Annotated in this window: 14 protein-coding genes, 1 tRNA gene and 1 other RNA gene; 7 read left to right on the plus strand and 9 right to left on the minus strand. The window is 69.6% G+C overall.

Going from position 1 to position 15208, the window contains the following annotated elements; all coding sequences use genetic code 11:
- Window positions 1-29 precede the first annotated feature (29 nt).
- A complete protein-coding gene (locus tag OCQ_RS01645; RefSeq protein WP_014383683.1) occupies window positions 30-860 on the minus strand; it encodes a hypothetical protein in 831 nt (276 codons plus the stop codon).
- Window positions 861-949: 89 nt separating this feature from the next.
- A tRNA-Ser gene (locus OCQ_RS01650) sits at window positions 950-1038 on the minus strand.
- A 64-nt stretch (window positions 1039-1102) separates the two neighbouring features.
- On the opposite strand from OCQ_RS01650, the gene ffs reads away from it, so the two are divergent.
- The 3 genes from ffs to OCQ_RS01660 all read left to right on the plus strand — a co-directional run bounded on the left by ffs (window position 1103) and on the right by OCQ_RS01660 (window position 4528).
- Window positions 1103-1199, plus strand: an RNA gene (ffs, locus tag OCQ_RS25710) — signal recognition particle sRNA small type.
- Between the two features lie 140 nt (window positions 1200-1339).
- On the plus strand, window positions 1340-2623 hold the full coding sequence (locus tag OCQ_RS01655; protein ID WP_029383892.1) for an aminotransferase class I/II-fold pyridoxal phosphate-dependent enzyme: 1284 nt from the start codon (window positions 1340-1342) through the stop codon (window positions 2621-2623).
- 57 nt (window positions 2624-2680) lie between these two features.
- A complete protein-coding gene (locus OCQ_RS01660) occupies window positions 2681-4528 on the plus strand; it encodes a DNA polymerase III subunits gamma/tau (RefSeq protein WP_008263232.1) in 1848 nt (615 codons plus the stop codon).
- 11 nt (window positions 4529-4539) lie between these two features.
- On the opposite strand, the gene OCQ_RS01665 is transcribed toward OCQ_RS01660, so the two are convergent.
- The gene (locus OCQ_RS01665; protein ID WP_020188345.1) at window positions 4540-5850 is read right to left on the minus strand and encodes a class I SAM-dependent methyltransferase; all 1311 of its coding nucleotides are present in this window, start codon (window positions 5848-5850) and stop codon (window positions 4540-4542) included.
- Window positions 5847-7238: an FAD-binding oxidoreductase gene (locus OCQ_RS01670; RefSeq protein WP_179960098.1), complete on the minus strand. Its 1392-nt coding sequence runs from the start codon at window positions 7236-7238 to the stop codon at window positions 5847-5849. The genes OCQ_RS01665 and OCQ_RS01670 overlap by 4 nt, the downstream gene beginning before the upstream one ends.
- An 81-nt stretch (window positions 7239-7319) precedes the next feature.
- On the opposite strand from OCQ_RS01670, the gene OCQ_RS01675 reads away from it, so the two are divergent.
- A complete protein-coding gene (locus tag OCQ_RS01675; RefSeq protein WP_026071057.1) occupies window positions 7320-7757 on the plus strand; it encodes an SRPBCC family protein in 438 nt (145 codons plus the stop codon).
- 14 nt (window positions 7758-7771) lie between these two features.
- On the opposite strand, the gene OCQ_RS01680 is transcribed toward OCQ_RS01675, so the two are convergent.
- A complete protein-coding gene (locus OCQ_RS01680; protein ID WP_009952026.1) occupies window positions 7772-8533 on the minus strand; it encodes an Rv3717 family N-acetylmuramoyl-L-alanine amidase in 762 nt (253 codons plus the stop codon).
- A 98-nt stretch (window positions 8534-8631) separates the two neighbouring features.
- Here OCQ_RS01680 and OCQ_RS01685 point away from each other — a divergent pair, with 98 nt between their 5' ends.
- Both OCQ_RS01685 and recR read left to right on the plus strand, forming a co-directional pair.
- A complete protein-coding gene (locus tag OCQ_RS01685) occupies window positions 8632-8976 on the plus strand; it encodes a YbaB/EbfC family nucleoid-associated protein (RefSeq protein ID WP_026071056.1) in 345 nt (114 codons plus the stop codon).
- Window positions 8977-8989: 13 nt separating this feature from the next.
- A complete protein-coding gene (gene recR, locus OCQ_RS01690) occupies window positions 8990-9601 on the plus strand; it encodes a recombination mediator RecR (RefSeq protein ID WP_008263246.1) in 612 nt (203 codons plus the stop codon).
- Window positions 9602-9607: 6 nt separating this feature from the next.
- Here the strand turns inward: recR and OCQ_RS01695 are convergent, their stop codons facing one another.
- From OCQ_RS01695 to OCQ_RS01705, 3 genes are read right to left on the minus strand one after another with little or no spacing between them, the layout of a single operon-like run.
- Window positions 9608-10030 (minus strand): hypothetical protein, encoded by a 423-nt coding sequence (locus OCQ_RS01695; protein ID WP_009952028.1) that lies wholly within the window; start codon window positions 10028-10030, stop codon window positions 9608-9610.
- Window positions 10031-10042: 12 nt separating this feature from the next.
- On the minus strand, window positions 10043-10705 hold the full coding sequence (locus OCQ_RS01700; protein ID WP_232065643.1) for a type 1 glutamine amidotransferase: 663 nt from the start codon (window positions 10703-10705) through the stop codon (window positions 10043-10045).
- Window positions 10706-10742: 37 nt separating this feature from the next.
- A complete protein-coding gene (locus OCQ_RS01705) occupies window positions 10743-11972 on the minus strand; it encodes a Mur ligase family protein (protein WP_014383685.1) in 1230 nt (409 codons plus the stop codon).
- A 110-nt stretch (window positions 11973-12082) separates the two neighbouring features.
- Here OCQ_RS01705 and OCQ_RS01710 point away from each other — a divergent pair, with 110 nt between their 5' ends.
- Window positions 12083-13075, plus strand: a complete 993-nt coding sequence (locus OCQ_RS01710) for a DEDDh family exonuclease (RefSeq protein ID WP_008263256.1) — start codon at window positions 12083-12085, stop codon at window positions 13073-13075.
- A 16-nt stretch (window positions 13076-13091) separates the two neighbouring features.
- Here OCQ_RS01710 and leuA read toward each other — a convergent pair whose 3' ends face one another.
- Window positions 13092-15050, minus strand: coding sequence for a 2-isopropylmalate synthase (leuA, locus tag OCQ_RS01715; protein ID WP_263650247.1), 1959 nt, complete (start codon window positions 15048-15050; stop codon window positions 13092-13094).
- Between the last annotated feature and the right edge of the window lie 158 nt (window positions 15051-15208).

A 15208-nucleotide genomic window follows, 5' to 3' on the forward strand; every position in this document is an offset into this window, starting at 1 on the left:
GCCGCGGGAGGGTCGGTCGACCGAGGCCGCTAGTCCTCGTCGGCGGTTTGGTCGACGGTGTCGTCGACCGCGGTGCCGGCCCGAGTGCGCCTGCGCCGCATCCGGTGCGACCCCTTGCCCGTCGGGCGGCGGTTCTGCAACTTGGTCCGCGGCTCTTCGCTCTCCTCGGTCGCGTCGGCTACCGGCGCTACCTCGGTCTCGGCGGGCTCGTCGGGGGCTGCTTCGGCTGCTGCGTCGGTGGCCGCGTCCGTCTCGTCCGGCTCGCTCGCTTCGGCCTCTGTGACCGCGTCGGCCTCTTCGGCTTCGCCTGCTTCGTCGGCGCTGTCGGCCTCGTCGGCTTCGCCTGCTTCGTCGGCCTCCTCGCCCTTCTTGCGGCGGAGGCCCCCCTTCTTGGCCTTCTTGGGCTTTGTCGCCTTGATCGGTTTCGGCGGCGGCGGCGGCAACTCGGCGACAAAGGAGAGATAGAAGGCAAAGAAACCGAGCAACGCGATCGCGGCGGCCGCCCCGTAAATCCCGAACAACCACCGTCCGGCGACGTCCAGGCTCAGCCAGATCTCGCTGATCGCCGTCCCGACGATGAGCACACCGGCCAGCACGTGGGCCACGATCGAGGCGACCCGGATGGACAGCGCCATCTGCGGGGTGCCCAATTCCGGCTTGCGGGTGCGCAGCAGGGTGAACACCACCGGCAGCGCCGCGAGCGCGACAAGCGCGCCCGTCACGATGCGCAGCGCCGTCCCCAACGAATGCGCGGTGTCACCCATCAACTCAGGCCAGCGGGGCAAGACGAAGAAGAAGTAGAGGAAGCCGGCGGCGATCGTGAATGACGCGTGCCACAGGATGGCGACCTTGCGCCCCATAAGCCTCCTCATGCTGGGTTGGTTCGAGCCGGCCTGAGGGGACCGACTCGACACCAAACCGCTTTGTGCGTGTCCGCGGGGCGGACCGATGGCGGAGGATGCGGGATTTGAACCCGCGAGGGCTGTTAACCCAACCCGCGTTCCAGGCGAGCGCCATAGGCCACTAGGCGAATCCTCCGTGGCCATGGTAACCGAGGGCCAGACCGCGTTCGCCGGTTGCTCCGGGGAAGGTACTAGACTCTCGGTGGACCCCGCGCGGCGTCTATCCTGTGAACTCCCCCAGGGCCGGAAGGCAGCAAGGGTCAATGGGCTCTGTCGGGTGCGCGGGGTCCCCTAGGTTAAACGGGTGCCGACCCGCTGCGCCCGGCTCCGCCGCGCTTGCGATCGCCACAGGATTCGATTGAGTGGCGACCCGCTGCGCCCGGCTGGCCGCGCTTGCGATCGCCACCTCCCACGCCTTGATAGCGAAAGGGTCCATGGTGTCGCTGGAGTCCCTCGGCCCTGCCGAGCTTGCCGCCGCACACGCTCGCCACCAGCAGGATTACGCGGATTTGCAGGCCAAAAAGCTGGCCCTGGACCTGACCCGCGGCAAGCCGGCGCCCGCCCAGCTCGACCTGTCCAACCAGCTGCTGAGCCTGCCCGGCGACGACTACCGCGACGGCGAGGGCACCGACACCCGCAACTACGGCGGCCTGCACGGCCTGCCGGAGCTGCGAGCCATCTTCGGTGAGCTGCTCGGCATCCCGGTGCAGAACCTGATCGCGGGAAACAACTCCAGCCTGGAACTGATGCACGACCTCGTCGCGTTCTCGATGCTCTACGGCGGCGTGGATTCGCAGCGGCCCTGGAAGGACGAGGCCAGCGTCAAGTTCCTATGCCCCGTCCCCGGCTATGACCGGCACTTCGCCATCACCGAGACGATGGGCATCGAGATGATCGGTGTCCCAATGCTGTCCGACGGGCCCGACGTCGACCTGATCGAGGAACTGGTCGCCGCGGATCCCGCCATCAAGGGCATGTGGACCGTGCCGGTGTTCGGCAACCCCACCGGGGTCACCTACTCCTGGGACACGGTGCTGCGGCTCGTCCAGATGCGGACCGCCGCACCCGATTTCCGGTTGTTCTGGGACAACGCGTACGCCGTGCACACCCTGACCCACGACTTCGTCCGGCAGGTCGACGTCCTCGGCCTGGCGGCGGCGGCCGGCAATCCCAACCGCCCGTACGTTCTCGCGTCGACGTCCAAGATCACCTTCGCCGGCGCCGGCGTCAGCTTTTTGGGCGGATCGCTGGGCAACATCGCCTGGTATCTGCAGTACGCGGGGAAGAAGTCGATCGGACCGGACAAGATCAACCAGCTGCGGCACCTGCGCTTCTTCCGCGACGCCGACGGGGTGCGCCTGCACATGCTGCGGCACCAGCAGATCCTGGCGCCGAAGTTCGCGCTGGCGGCCGAGATCCTGGATCAGCGGCTCAGCGATTCCAAGATCGCCTCGTGGACCGACCCCAAGGGCGGCTACTTCATCAGCCTCGACGTCTTGCCCGGCACGGCGAAGCGGACCGTCGCGCTGGCCAAGGACGCGGGGATCGCGGTGACCGAGGCGGGCGCGTCGTTCCCGTACCGCAAGGATCCGAACGACACGAACATCCGGATCGCGCCGACCTTCCCGTCGCTTCCGGATCTGCGCGACGCGGTCGACGGCCTGGCCACCTGCGCGCTGCTGGCCGCCTCGGAGTCGTTGCTGGCCCGCGATCGAGTGTGAACCGACGACCCTGCCGCGCCCGCATCGTCGTCGGACGACGCCGGTAGCCTGCTGACCGTGGCCCTCTACCGCAAGTACCGTCCGGCAACCTTCGCCGAAGTGGTGGGGCAGGAGCACGTCACCGAGCCGCTGTCGATCGCGCTGGAGGCCGGCCGGATCAACCACGCGTACCTGTTCTCGGGTCCGCGCGGCTGCGGCAAGACCTCCTCGGCGCGGATCCTCGCCCGGTCGCTGAACTGCGCCCAGGGGCCGACGGCGACCCCCTGCGGGGTCTGCGACTCGTGCCAGGCCCTGGCGCCCAACGCGCCCGGCAGCATCGACGTCGTCGAGCTCGACGCCGCCAGCCACGGCGGTGTCGACGACACCCGCGAGCTACGCGACCGCGCGTTCTACGCGCCGGCGCAGTCGCGTTACCGGGTGTTCATCGTCGACGAGGCGCACATGGTGACCACCGCGGGGTTCAACGCGCTGCTCAAGATCGTGGAGGAACCCCCCGAGCACCTCATCTTCATCTTCGCCACCACCGAGCCGGAGAAGGTGCTGCCGACGATCCGGTCGCGCACCCATCACTACCCGTTCCGGCTGTTGCCGCCGAAGACCATGCGGGCGTTGATCGGCCGGATCTGCGAGCAGGAGGGCGTCGTCGTCGACGACGCGGTCTACCCGCTGGTGATCCGCGCCGGCGGCGGCTCGCCCCGCGACACCCTGTCGGTGCTCGACCAGCTGGTGGCCGGCGCCGAGGGCGCCCACGTGACCTACCAGCGGGCCCTGGGCCTGCTGGGGGCCACCGACATGGCGTTGATCGACGACGCCGTGGACGCTCTGGCCGCCGCCGATGCCGCGGCGCTGTTCGGGGCGGTGGAGTCGGTGATCGACGCGGGCCACGACCCCCGGCGTTTCGCCACCGATCTGCTGGAGCGGTTCCGCGACCTGATCCTGCTGCAGGCCGTCCCGGACGCGGCGGCCCGCGGCGTGGTGGACGGACCGGAGGACGTGCTGGAGCGGATGCGCGACCAGTCGACCCGGCTCGGGACGGCGACCCTGACCCGCTACGCCGAGGTGGTGCAGGCGGGGCTGGGGGAGATGCGGGGCGCGACGGCGCCGCGCCTGTTGCTCGAGGTCGTGTGCGCGCGGCTGCTGTTGCCCTCGGCCAGCGACACCGAAGCCGCGCTGCTGCAACGCGTCGAGCGGATCGAGACCCGGCTGGACATGTCCATTCCCGGCTCGGAGGCCACCGCGGGCCGGCCGGCCGAGCCCGCCGACCGGCCGGTCCGCTTCACCCGACCGTCCGCGGCTGCCCCCAAGCCCGAGCCGAAGCCCGAACCAAAGCCCGAGCCGAAGCCCGAGCCAAAGCCCGAGCCGAAGGCCGAGCCCGCGCCGGCACCCGAGCCTCCTCCGGCGCCCGCCCCCGCCCCCTCGCCGGCGGCCGAAACATCCTCTGCGCCCGGCGAACTCAACGCCGCAGCGGTGCGCAGCATGTGGTCGACCGTGCGCGACAAGGTCCGTCAGCGCAGCCGCACCACCGAGGTGATGCTGGCCGGCGCCACCGTCCGGGCGATCGAGGACAACACGTTGGTGCTGAGCCACGAATCGGCGCCGCTGGCCAAGCGGCTGTGCGAACAGCGCAACGCCGACGTCATCGCCGAGGCGCTCAAGGACGCGCTGGGAGTCAACTGGCGAGTGCGGTGCGAGGCCGGCACGCCGGCGCAGGCCGCGGCCAACCCGCTGACACCGCAGCCCGAAGAGCCTGCCCCCGAACCGGATTCGGCCCGGCGGGCCGAGGAAGAACACCTGCTCGCCGAGGCCGTCCGCGACCAGCCGTCGGGCCCGCGCCGCGACCCGGAAGAGGTCGCGCTCGAACTGCTCCAGAACGAGCTCGGCGCGCGCCGCATCGACAACGGCTGAGCGTCAGACCGTCAGGCCGTCCACCACGGCCGCAGCGGCAGGTCGTCGTCGCCCCGCGCGTCGGTCTTGGCCGCCAGCACGTGATGCAGCTGAAGGTTGTTCTGCTCGAACGCAACCCGTGACGCCGCCATGTACAGGCCCCAGACCTTCGCGGTCGGCAGGCCGACCTCGCTGACCGCGGCGTCCCAGTTCTCGACCAGATTCCGGCACCAGTCGCGCAGCGTCATCGCGTAGTGGTGGCGGAAGTTCTCCGCGTGCAGCACCTCGAAGCCGCAGTCCTGGACGTCGCAGGTGATGCGGCCCGAGCCGGTCAGCTCCCCGTCCGGGAAGACATAGCGATCGGTGAATCCGCCCGCGAACGACGTCGACGTGTTGTCGTGGCGGGTGATGCAGTGATTGAGCAGCAGGCCGCCGGTGCGCAGCTTCGACTTCAAGAAGCCGAAGTAGGCGGGGTAATTCTTGACGCCGATGTGCTCGGTCAGCCCGATCGAGGACACGGCGTCGAACGCCGCCTCGCCCACGTCCCGATAGTCGGTGTGGCGCACCTCGGCCAGGTCCGCAAGGCCTTCCTCGGCGATCGCCTTCTGCGCCCACTTCGCCTGTTCGGCCGACAGGGTGGCGCCGGTGGCCCGGACGCCGCGCCGGGCCGCGTAGCGCACCATGCCGCCCCAGCCGCAGCCGACGTCGAGCAGCCGGTCGCCGGCCTTCAGCCGCAGCTTCTCGAAGATCAGCCGGTACTTGTTCTCCTGCGCCTGTTCGAGTGTCGCGTCGGCATCGGGATACACCGCGCAGGTGTAGGTCATCGACGGCCCCAACACCAATTCGTAGAAGGTGTTGGACACGTCGTAGTGGTGGTGGATGGCCTCGGCGTCGCGGGTCCTCGTGTGCATCAGCCCGTCGGCGATGCGCCGCCACCTTGGCAGCGCCTCCTGCGGGGGCGGCGCAACCGGCAGCAACCGCTCGAACCCCAGCGACCGCACGACGTTGGCCAGCACCCGCACCGGGGGCCGCTTGAATTCCACCCGATCGGTGAGCGTCTTGAGCAGTTGGTACGGGTCGCCCGGATGAACGCCGTACGCCTGCAGGTCGCCCGACACGTAGGCGCGGGCGAGGCCGAGTTCGCCGGGGGCGGTCGCCAGATAGGTGGCGCCGCGGGGGCTGCGAAGGTCCAGGCCCAGTTCGGCGTCCTCGTTGCCGGCGATGCTGCCGTCGTAGGCGGTGAACTTCAGCGGATGTCGGCCGGTGGCGGCGAAGACCTCCAGGATCTCTGCCATGCTCAGTTTCCCGTGCGACGTGCGGTGGGGTTCCTTGGTAGTCGTCATCGCCGTTGCACCGCCTTTGCGTAGAGGTCGAGTAAACGAGAATCGGGGTCGTAGGTTTTCTTGACGGTGTTGTAGGCCTCGCCGCCGTACAGCTCGTCGAAGTCCTCGCGGGAGTAGAAGGAATCGGAGTACAGGGACTTGTGCCCGTCGAGTTCGCTCACCTTTTCTTCGATCATCCGGTTGGCGGCGCCCTCGGTCGCGCCCCCCGGCACCGACGACCAGAAGCCGACGTTGACGTACGTGTGATCCGGCCGCATCGGGTACAACGGCCAGCCGTCGCGGTCGCGAAGGCGCAACGGGCACAACCAGATTGGCGTGATTGGCACGTTGTCCAGGAACCACTCCAGGAAGTCGCAGGTCCGTTCGATTGGAATCTCGATGTCTTGCACCACCCGTTCGCGTGGGGGCCGCCCGTTGCGCGCCTCGATGCGGTCGGAGATCCCGAAGCGCCGGTCCAGGGAAATCAGCTTCCAGTAGAAGCTGCTGCGCCGATAACGGCGCGGCCAGAAGCGTCGCACCCGCGGGTCCTGCACGCCGAACGCGCGCGAGCACCAGAACCAATCGGTGTCCCAGCGCCAGAAGTAGTCGTGGATGGTCAGCCGGTCATCCTTGGTCGCATCCATGCCCGGGGCGTCGTGCCGGATGGACTGGTAGTAGATGTCCTTGCCGGTGTAGTCGCTGACCGGGCCGGGGGTGGTGGTCCGCCGGCCCACGCACAGGTAGCTTTCGTCGGCGCTGAAGACCACCCCGTCGAGGTAGTCGACCGGGGTTCCGCCCTGCCCGCCGGTGTCGACGATGCGTTCGGCCGCGGCGATCAGCGCGGGCAGCGAGCGGAAGCGGATGTGGCGCAGCGCGACGAACGGTGCGACGGGTTCCAGCTCGATCCGAAGCCGGGTCGAATACCCCAGTGTCCCATAGGAATTCGGGAAGGCGCGGAACAGGTCCGGGTGCTGGGTACGTGATGCGGTGAGCAAATCGCCAGCGCCGGTGAGGATATCCATCTCCAGCACCGATTCGTGCGGCAGCCCGTTGCGGAACGACGCCGACTCGATCCCCAGGCCGCTGACCGCCCCGCCGAGGGTGATGGTCTTCAGCTGCGGGACGACCAGGGGCGACAGGCCGTAGGGCAGCGTTGCGGCCACCAGGTCCGCGTAGGTGCACATGCCGGCGACGTCCGCGGTGCGGGTTTCGGGATCCACGCTCAGGACGCCGGTCAGCCCCGAGGTGTCCAAGCCGGGCGCGTCACGTTTGGTGCGGGCGCGGAACAGGTTTGACGTCGGTTTGGCCAGCCGGACCGCGGACGTTGCGGGAATGGATCGATAGCTTGCCAGCAGCCGGTCAACGCCCGACTTGTGGGCCGAGAGTGCAGATCCAAGGACAGGCACCACATATACCCTAGTCTTCGACAACAGCCCGTGCATCCGCCGCGAGCGGCGGCGCCGGGGAATTCATCACGAGGAGGGGTCGCCTTGGGACAGGTGAGCGCCGACAGCACCATCTTGATCAATGCCGAGCCTGCGGCGACCCTGGCCGCCGTCGCGGATTATCAGACGGTGCGTCCGAAAATTCTCTCGCCGCAGTACAGCGACTACCAGGTGCTGCAGGGCGGGCAGGGGGCGGGCACGGTCGCCAAGTGGAGGCTGCAGGCCACCAAATCACGCGTCCGCGACGTGCAGGTCAACGTGGACGTGGCCGGGCACACCGTCATCGAGAAGGACGCCAACTCGACCATGGTGATCAACTGGACGGTGGCGCCCGCCGGGCCGGGCTCCAGCGTCACCGTGAAGACCACCTGGACCGGCGCGGGCGGCGTCAAGGGCTTCTTCGAAAAGACCTTTGCGCCCTTGGGGCTGAAGAGGATTCAGGGAGAGGTGCTGGCCAACCTGAAGAAGGAACTCGAAGGCTAGCGCCGGGCGGGCGATCAGCGCGCCTGGCCCTGCGAGGCCAGGAAACCCGCGACGCCGCGGACCATCGCGTCGGCGTATTTCTGCCGGCCTTCCGCGGACTGCATCAGCGCCGAGTCCGCGGGGTTCTTCATGTTGCCGCACTCGACCAGAACCGACGGGTACTGCGCGAGGTTCAGGCCGGCGAGGTCCGAGCGTCCGTACAGCCCGTTCTGCCCGATGTAGTTGGCCGGCGGGATGCCCGACGCCTGCATCTGGTCGCGCATGATGCGGGCGTACTGCACCGACGGCCCGGCCTGGGCCTGGTTGAGCGGCGGCGCCGAATAGTTGACGTGGAACCCGCGCCCGGACGGCGGGCCGCCGTCGGCGTGGATGGACAGGATCGCGTTGGGGTGCAGCGCGTTGGCCATGCTGGCGCGCTCGTCGACGCAGGGCCCCAGCCCGGTGTCGTTGGCGCGTGCCAGGGCGGTCCGCACTCCCAGCGCGGTCAACTCGGCGCGGACCCGCAGCGCGGTGTCCCAGGTGAAGGTGTGCTCCTGATAGCCGGCGGCGGACGCCGTCCCGCTGGCCTGGCAGTCCTTGGTGCCGCCGCGGCCGGTGGGCACCTGCCGGCTGATCGACGCGTCGTTGGAGCCGTTGTGACCCGGATCGATGAAAACCACCATGCCGGCGATGTTGGAGGGAACCCCCCACGCGGCCGGGGTGATCGCCGTCGAGGCGGCAACGAGCGCGCCGACCGCCAATTTGATCCCGACACGTCTGCTCAGTCGTAGGTCCACGGCGCAAAGGTAACGGCGCGCGGTTTACGCTGGGTGTTCCGAATCGCCGGAGACTCACGAGCGAAATCAAGTCGAGACCAAGATGCGAGGGGACTGTCATGCAACCCGGAGGCGATATGTCGGCGCTGCTGGCCCAGGCGCAGCAGATGCAGCAAAAGCTCATGGAGGCCCAGCAGCAGCTGGCGAACGCTGAGGTGCATGGTCAAGCCGGTGGGGGTTTGGTCAGCGTCGTCGTCAAGGGCAGCGGCGAGGTGGTCGCCGTGAAGATCGATCCCTCCGTCGTCGACCCGTCGGACGTCGAGACCCTGCAGGACTTGATCGTCGGCGCCATGGCCGACGCGTCCAAGCAGGTCACCCGGATGGCGCAGGAGCGGCTCGGGTCGCTGGCCGGTGGGTTCGGGCCGCCGCCGGGGCAACCGCCCGCGCCGGCGCCGGGGATTTAGATCCCGCCCTGACATGTTCGAAGGACCCGTCCAGGATTTGATCGACGAGCTGGGCAAGCTGCCCGGCATCGGGCCCAAGAGCGCCCAGCGCATCGCCTTCCACCTGCTGTCGGTTGAGCCGCCGGACATCGACCGGCTGACCGCGGTGCTGGCCAAGGTGCGCGACGGCGTGCGGTTCTGTGCGGTGTGCGGCAACGTCTCCGACAACGAACGGTGCCGGATCTGCGCCGATCCGCGGCGGGACGGGTCGCAGGTTTGCGTCGTCGAGGAACCGAAGGACGTGCAGGCCGTCGAGCGCACCCGCGAATTCCGCGGCCGCTATCACGTGCTGGGCGGGGCGCTCGATCCGCTGTCCGGGGTGGGGCCCGACCAGCTGCGGATCCGCGAGCTGCTGAGCCGGATCGGGGAGCGGGTCGACGACGTCGACATCACCGAGGTGATCATCGCCACCGACCCGAACACCGAGGGCGAGGCGACGGCCACCTACCTGGTGCGGATGCTGCGTGACATCCCCGGCCTGACCGTGACGCGGATCGCCTCCGGGCTGCCGATGGGCGGTGACCTGGAGTTCGCCGACGAGCTGACGCTCGGCCGCGCGCTGGCCGGCCGCCGGGCCATGGTCTGACGTTCGTCAGGCCTTGCTCAATTGGAACGACCTGGTAAAGGTCCTGCCCACCTCCGGGCCGCACGCGTCCGTCGTCGTCTGCTGGCCCTCGCCGGCGAGCGACACGGCGTCGAAGCTGTAGTTGACGGTCACCGGAGCGGACGCGCCGTTCGGGCACGGCGCCTGGGACGTGCCGCTGTGCGTCCACCGCCCGTCGGCGAGGTGGAACTCCCAGCTGATGACGAACGTCCCGCCATCCTGGGAGGTCGCCAGGGTGCAGTCCGACCCGCACGGGACGAACAGCCAGGCGGTCGGCTTGTCGTTGTCCGCGTAGAGCACGTTGTACCGGCCGTTGAGCACTTCCGGGCTGGCGTGCGACGGCGCCGACGACGCGACGAACGCGGCGACCAGTGCGGCACCGGCGGCCAGTCTCGGGCGGATCTTCGTCATCTCGGCAACCCCCTAGCGCGCCGCTAACCGCTCGCGGCGCAGCAGGTCCACTTCCGGCATCGGCAGCGGCGGCAGCTCACCGACCACCGAACCCAGCAGCAGGTCGGCCAGCTGCGGGTTGCGGGCCAGGCACGGCCCGTGCATGTACGTCGCGATCACGCTGCCCTGCGCCGCGCCGTCGAATCCGTCCCCGGACCGGTTGCCGGCGCCCTTGACCACCGCGCCCAGCGGCGACGCCGACGGGCCCAGCACGGTGCCCCCGCGGTGGTTCTCGAACCCGGTGAGGCGCTCGGTCAGGCCCGCCAACAGCGGCCTGGTCGCCAGCTCGCCGATGGTGCGCGCCGCTTGCGGCGACGTCGTCGCGTCCAGCATGCCCACGCCGTCCACGCGTTCCCCGGCCGAGGTCTCGTACCAGTGCCCGAGCACCTGGACGGCCGCGCAGATCGCCAGCACCGGCGCGCCGCGTTCCGCGGCGCGCTGCAGGCCCGGGTGCTTGATCAGGTGACGGGTGGCCAGCCGTTGCGCATAATCCTCGGCCCCGCCCAGCGTGTAGAGGTCCAACGACTCCGGCACCGGGTCGGCCAGGGTGATCTCGACGATCTCGGCGGGGATGCCGCGCAGCAGTAGCCGCTGGCGCAACACCAGGGCGTTGCCGCCGTCGCCGTAGGTGCCCATCACGTCGGGCAGGACCAGCCCGATCCGCACCGTCGAGTCAGCCACGGCGCGCCAACGCTCGTTGCAGCTGGAGGAACGCGGTGTAATTGGCGACAACCTCAACCCGCCCGGGTGGGCACGACGCGATCGCGGCGACGGTGTCGTGCACCAAGGTGTGCTCGACCCCCGCGTAGCCGAGGCGCACCGCGAGGTCGGTGCCGCGCTCGCCGGCGGCCACGACTTCCGTCTGCTCGAAGTGTTCGAAACGCACGTCCCACAACCACGACAGGTCCTCCCCGTCAGGCACCTGGCCGTTGATGGAGATGACGACCCCGGCGGCGCGCTTGTCCACCATCGACAGCGCCTCCTGCCAGCCTGCCGGATTCTTGGCCAGCAGCATCCGCACCTCGTGCTCGCCGACGCGGACGGTCCGGTAGCGCCCCGCGACCTCGTCGACGGACGAGACGGCCGCGACCGCCGCCGCCGGATCCGCGCCCAGGGCGACCGCGGCGGCCACGGCCTGGGCGGCGTTGCCCCGGTTCACCGCGCCCGGCAGCGTCAACCGCATCGGCAGGGACAACCCGTCCGGGCCGTGCAGCGTGTGATCGTCGAACCACCACTGCGGGCTGGGCCGCTTGAAGTCGGCGCCGGTGGAGAACCAGTGGCCGCGCTCGCGGACGATGACCTCGCCGCTGCGCGGGCAGCTCACCGAGTCGTTCGACCACGAACCCCCGGCGGCCACCCACACCACGTTGGGGCTGTCGTAGGCGGCCGACGTCATCAGCACGTCGTCGCAGTTGGCCACCACCACCGCGTTCGGGTGTCGGGCCAGGCCCGCGCGCAGGGTTCGTTCGATGACGTTGATCTCGCCGACCCGGTCCAGCTGGTCGCGCGACAGGTTGAGCAGCACGACGACGCTGGGCTCGACGGCGTCGGAAACGTGGGGGACGTGCATTTCGTCGACTTCCAGCGCGGCCAGGGACGCCTGCCGGTTGGCGGCCAGCGCCGCCACCAGGCCGGCGTCCATGTTGGCGCCCTCGGCGTTGGTGGCGACCGGGCCCAGCGTCGCCAGCGCGGCCGACGTCATCCGGGTGGTGGTCGATTTGCCGTTGGTGCCGGTAACGACGACCGTGCGCCGCCCGGCGGCGAGCTGCCGGAGAACCGAGCGGTCCAGCGTCATCGCGATCAGCCCGCCGATCATCGCGCCGGCCCCGCGGCCGGTCACCCGCGACGCCCAGCGCGCGCTCGCTCCCGCGGCGAGGGCCAGGCGGGCGCGGGTGGTGACCACCCGGGAAGTTTAAATGTGTGCGGCCCGCGTTGGATTCCCGCACCGATTTCCCACCCGACACGGCGCCGCGTGACACCGATGATGTCGGTCGGCCGTGCCATCCTCAGTGCATGAGCGCGGTGTGCTGGGGGCGGCCTGCCAGCGAGCCGGACGCGGGCTGGGCCGTGATCGACGTCGAAACCTCGGGTTTCCGGCCAGGTCAGGCGCGGATCATCAGCCTCGCGGTGCTCGGTCTGGACGCCGACGGCGAGGTCGAACAGTCGGTGGTGAGCCTGCTCAACCCCGGCGTCGATCCGGGGCCCACTCACGTGCACGGTCTGACCGCCGCCATGCTGGAAGACCAACCGCAGTTCGCCGACATCGCTCCAGACGTGATCGACGTGCTGCGCGGCCGCACGCTGGTGGCCCACAACGTGGCGTTCGACTACGCCTTTCTTGCGGCCGAGGCCGAACTCGCCGACATCGAACTTCCCGTCGACTCGGTGATGTGCACGGTCGAGCTGGCCCGGCGGCTGGACCTCGGCGTCGACAACCTGCGGCTGGAGACGCTGGCGGCGCATTGGAGCGTGACCCAGGAGCGCCCCCACGACGCCTTCGACGACGCCATGGTGCTGACCGGAGTGCTGGCCTCGGCGCTCAAGCTGGCCCGCGACGGCGACGTCTGGCTGCCGGTGCATCCGGTGACCCGGCGCCGCTGGCCGAACGGCCGGGTGACCCACGACGAGCTGCGGCCGCTGAAGGTGCTGGCCTCCCGGATGCCCTGCCCGTATCTCAACCCCGGCCCCTACGTGGGCGGGCGGCCCCTCGTCCAGGGCATGCGGGTGGCGCTGGCCGCCGAGGTCGGCCGCACCCACGAGGAACTCGTCGAGCGGATCCTGCACGCCGGTCTGGCCTACAGCGAGGCCGTCGACCGGGAGACCTCGCTGGTGGTCTGCAACGACCCCGCGCCCGAGCAGGGCAAGGGCTATCTGGCCCGGAAGTTGGGGGTGCCGGTGATCTCCGACGCGACCTTCATGGACTGCGTCCGAGCCGTCATCGGCGGCACCAGCATGGATGAATTCGCCGACACCACCAACTCCGACCCGCAGCTCGCGCTCTTCTGATCAGGCGCGAGTCTGATCAGGCGCGAGCCGCGCGGTTGACCGCCGACACGACCGCACGCAGCGACGCTGTGGTGATCGACGGCGCGATGCCGACACCCCACACCGTGCGAGCGCCCACCGGACCCGATGGGTGCCGACCCGCTTCGCCCGGCTCCGCCGCGCTCGCGATCGACACCGGATCCGATGGGTGCCGACCCGCTTCGCCCGGCTCCGCCGCGCTCGCGATCGACACCGAAGCCTCGACGTAGGCCGCGGCCTGCGCGTCGTCACCGGAACTCATCGCGTGCTCGGAGTAATCCAGCACGGCCACGTCGAATCCGACATCGCCCAGCGCGTGGACGAACGCGGCCAGCGGGCCGTTGCCGGACCCACTGATCTCGGTCTCCACCCCGTTGATCTTGACGGTCGCGGCGATGCTGGTGACGCCGCTGTCCTCCTCCGAAGCGTCGACCCGCTGCTTCACCCGCTCCAGCGGCCACACCGGGGCCAGATACTCCTCGGAGAACGCGTCCCACATCTCCTTCGGCGAGACCTCGCCGCCCTCGCCGTCGGTGATCTTCTGCACCACCTGGGAGAACTCGATCTGCAGCCGCCGCGGCAGGGCCAGGCCGTGATCGGCCTTCATGATGTAGGCCACCCCGCCCTTGCCGGACTGCGAGTTGACCCGGATCACCGCCTCGTAGGTGCGCCCGACATCCTTGGGGTCGATCGGCAGATACGGCACCTGCCAGAGCATGTCCTCGACGTCGGTGTCCGCGGCATCCGCGTCGACCTTCATCTGGTCCAGGCCCTTGTTGATGGCGTCCTGGTGGCTACCGGAGAACGCGGTGTAGACCAGGTCACCGCCGTAGGGGTGGCGCTCGTGGACCGGCAGCTGGTTGCAGTACTCCACCGTGCGGCGGATCTCGTCGATGTTGGAGAAGTCGATCTGCGGGTCCACGCCGCGCGAGAACAGGTTCAGCCCCAGCGTCACCAGGCAGACGTTGCCGGTGCGCTCACCGTTGCCGAACAGGCAGCCCTCGATCCGGTCGGCACCCGCCTGGTAGCCCAATTCCGCTGCGGCAACGGCGGTTCCGCGGTCGTTGTGAGGATGCAGGCTCAGGATGACCGATTCCCGGTTGGCCAGGTTGCGGCTCATCCACTCGATCGAATCGGCGTAGACGTTCGGGGTGGCCATCTCCACGGTGGCGGGCAGGTTGAAGATGATCGGGTTTTCCGGTGTGGGCCCGATGATTTCGCCGACGGCGTCGCACACCTGCTTGGCGTACTCCAGCTCGGTTCCGGTGTAGGACTCCGGCGAATACTCGAACCGCCACCGCGTGCCCGGGTACTTGGCGGCCTCCTCGACGCACTTGCGGGCGCCCGCGGTCGCGATGTCTTGCACCGCGGCCTTCTCGGCGCGAAATACGACGCGGCGCTGCAGGATTGACGTCGAGTTGTAGAAGTGCACGATGGCCTGCGGCGCGCCCTGGCACGCCTCGAACGTGCGCTCGATCAGTTCCGGCCGGCACTGGGTCAGCACCTGGATGGTGACGTCGTCGGGGATGGCGCCGTCGGTGATGATCTCGCGGACGAAGTCGAAGTCGGTTTGGCTGGCCGACGGGAACCCGACCTCGATCTCCTTGTAGCCCATGCGGACCAGCAGATCGAACATGCGGCGCTTGCGGGCCGGGCTCATCGGGTCGATCAGCGCCTGGTTGCCGTCGCGCAGGTCCACCGCGCACCACAGCGGCGCGCTGGTGATGACCCGGTCGGGCCAGGTGCGATCGGCGAGCCGGATCGGCTCGACCTCTTCGGCGAAGGGCCGGTACCGGCTGACCGGCATCGACGAGCCGCGCTGGGGGTTCCATGCGGGCTGCCCGGGCCCCGGCGGGCCCGCGGGTTTGACGATGCTGCGTGTCGAGCTGAATGCGTCGGAATTGGAAGTCACGGTAATTGCTCCGGGGATATCAGAAGGAACCTCAGACCGGCGCATCGCGAACACCCGCGACGGGAAGCCGGTCTGGATCAGACCCCGTCGCGGCGTCCGAGGAGGAGCACCCGCTGCACGTCCTGCACTTTACCGCTTTTAGCGCGTTGGTAAAAATGGCGCCGAGACCGCAGCGAATCCGCGCTCCGGGCGACCGGGTATCG

Origin of the sequence: Mycobacterium paraintracellulare, assembly GCF_000276825.1 — a bacterium.
GTDB classification, from domain to species: Bacteria; Actinomycetota; Actinomycetes; order Mycobacteriales; family Mycobacteriaceae; genus Mycobacterium; species Mycobacterium intracellulare.

What these genes read in the sequence shown, in the direction of transcription:
- OCQ_RS01645 (WP_014383683.1), bottom strand. Translation starts at nt 860, where the DNA reads ATGGGGCGCAAGGTCGCCATCCTGTGGCACGCGTCATTCACGATCGCC.
- OCQ_RS01665 (WP_020188345.1), bottom strand. Translation starts at nt 5,850, where the DNA reads ATGACGACTACCAAGGAACCCCACCGCACGTCGCACGGGAAACTGAGC.
- OCQ_RS01685 (WP_026071056.1), top strand. Translation starts at nt 8,632, where the DNA reads ATGCAACCCGGAGGCGATATGTCGGCGCTGCTGGCCCAGGCGCAGCAG.
- recR (WP_008263246.1), top strand. Translation starts at nt 8,990, where the DNA reads ATGTTCGAAGGACCCGTCCAGGATTTGATCGACGAGCTGGGCAAGCTG.
- OCQ_RS01695 (WP_009952028.1), bottom strand. Translation starts at nt 10,030, where the DNA reads ATGACGAAGATCCGCCCGAGACTGGCCGCCGGTGCCGCACTGGTCGCC.
- OCQ_RS01700 (WP_232065643.1), bottom strand. Translation starts at nt 10,705, where the DNA reads ATGGGCACCTACGGCGACGGCGGCAACGCCCTGGTGTTGCGCCAGCGG.
- OCQ_RS01710 (WP_008263256.1), top strand. Translation starts at nt 12,083, where the DNA reads ATGAGCGCGGTGTGCTGGGGGCGGCCTGCCAGCGAGCCGGACGCGGGC.
- leuA (WP_263650247.1), bottom strand. Translation starts at nt 15,050, where the DNA reads ATGCGCCGGTCTGAGGTTCCTTCTGATATCCCCGGAGCAATTACCGTG.